The sequence below is a fragment of the Ureibacillus massiliensis 4400831 = CIP 108448 = CCUG 49529 genome (genome assembly GCF_000772965.1).
GTDB classification, from domain to species: domain Bacteria; phylum Bacillota; class Bacilli; order Bacillales_A; family Planococcaceae; genus Ureibacillus; species Ureibacillus massiliensis.
This window is the reverse complement of record NZ_JPVQ01000134.1, coordinates 1-613: the sequence shown is the minus strand read 5'-3', so window position 1 is coordinate 613 and position 613 is coordinate 1. Positions and strand designations below refer to the sequence as shown.

Annotated in this window: 2 protein-coding genes; both read left to right on the top strand. The window is 41.6% G+C overall.

The genetic code is table 11. The features are described 5' to 3' along the window. Positions 1–204, top strand: a 204-nt coding sequence (locus CD30_RS19270) for an ATP-binding protein (protein ID WP_036180905.1), incomplete at its 5' end; no start/stop codon positions are given. 4 nt (positions 205–208) lie between these two features. Beyond that, positions 209–412, top strand: a complete 204-nt coding sequence (locus tag CD30_RS19265) for a hypothetical protein (protein WP_036180902.1) — start codon at positions 209–211, stop codon at positions 410–412. Positions 413–613: the final 201 nt, after the last annotated feature.

Genomic DNA, 613 nt, shown 5'->3' with positions numbered 1-613 from the left:
GTTCTTGAAATCGTTGAAGCCCGCTTAAAACGAGCATCCACTATTTTCTGTTCTCAGTTTGCGCCTGAAGGCTGGCATGCCAAACTGGGACAAGCTCAAATAGCCGATGCCATTTTAGACCGTATTGTCCATGATTCTTATCATATTTTAATTGATGGACAAGTATCCATGCGTGAGCGTCATGGTCTAAAAATTGGAGGATAAGTTATTGGTCATCTTAACGAGAAAAAAGCTAGCTAAGCTAGAAGATTCATATTATTGGGGAGGGAATAGATCATGGACCCCATTTCCAAAGGAACTAAAGAAAAAGCTACTCGAAATGTATGGAGAAGAGCCTCTCCCACACACATGGACTGAACAAGACATCCATGAGGGAGCTAGAAAAATCATAAAAGCGTACTTCGAAGGTTAACGGAATCGCTTATCAAACGGCAGTTCAAAAGCTGCCAGTTAGTTCAACTTAATTAGAAAAGGAAAACAATCGCCAGAGTAAATGATTGTTTTCCTTTCTTATTTTTCTAATTGGCTCAATTGTCCGCAACAGGTGGCTCAAACATCCGCACTCGGTGGTATAAAGTTCCGCACTGCTGGCTCAAACGCTCCGCAATACTCA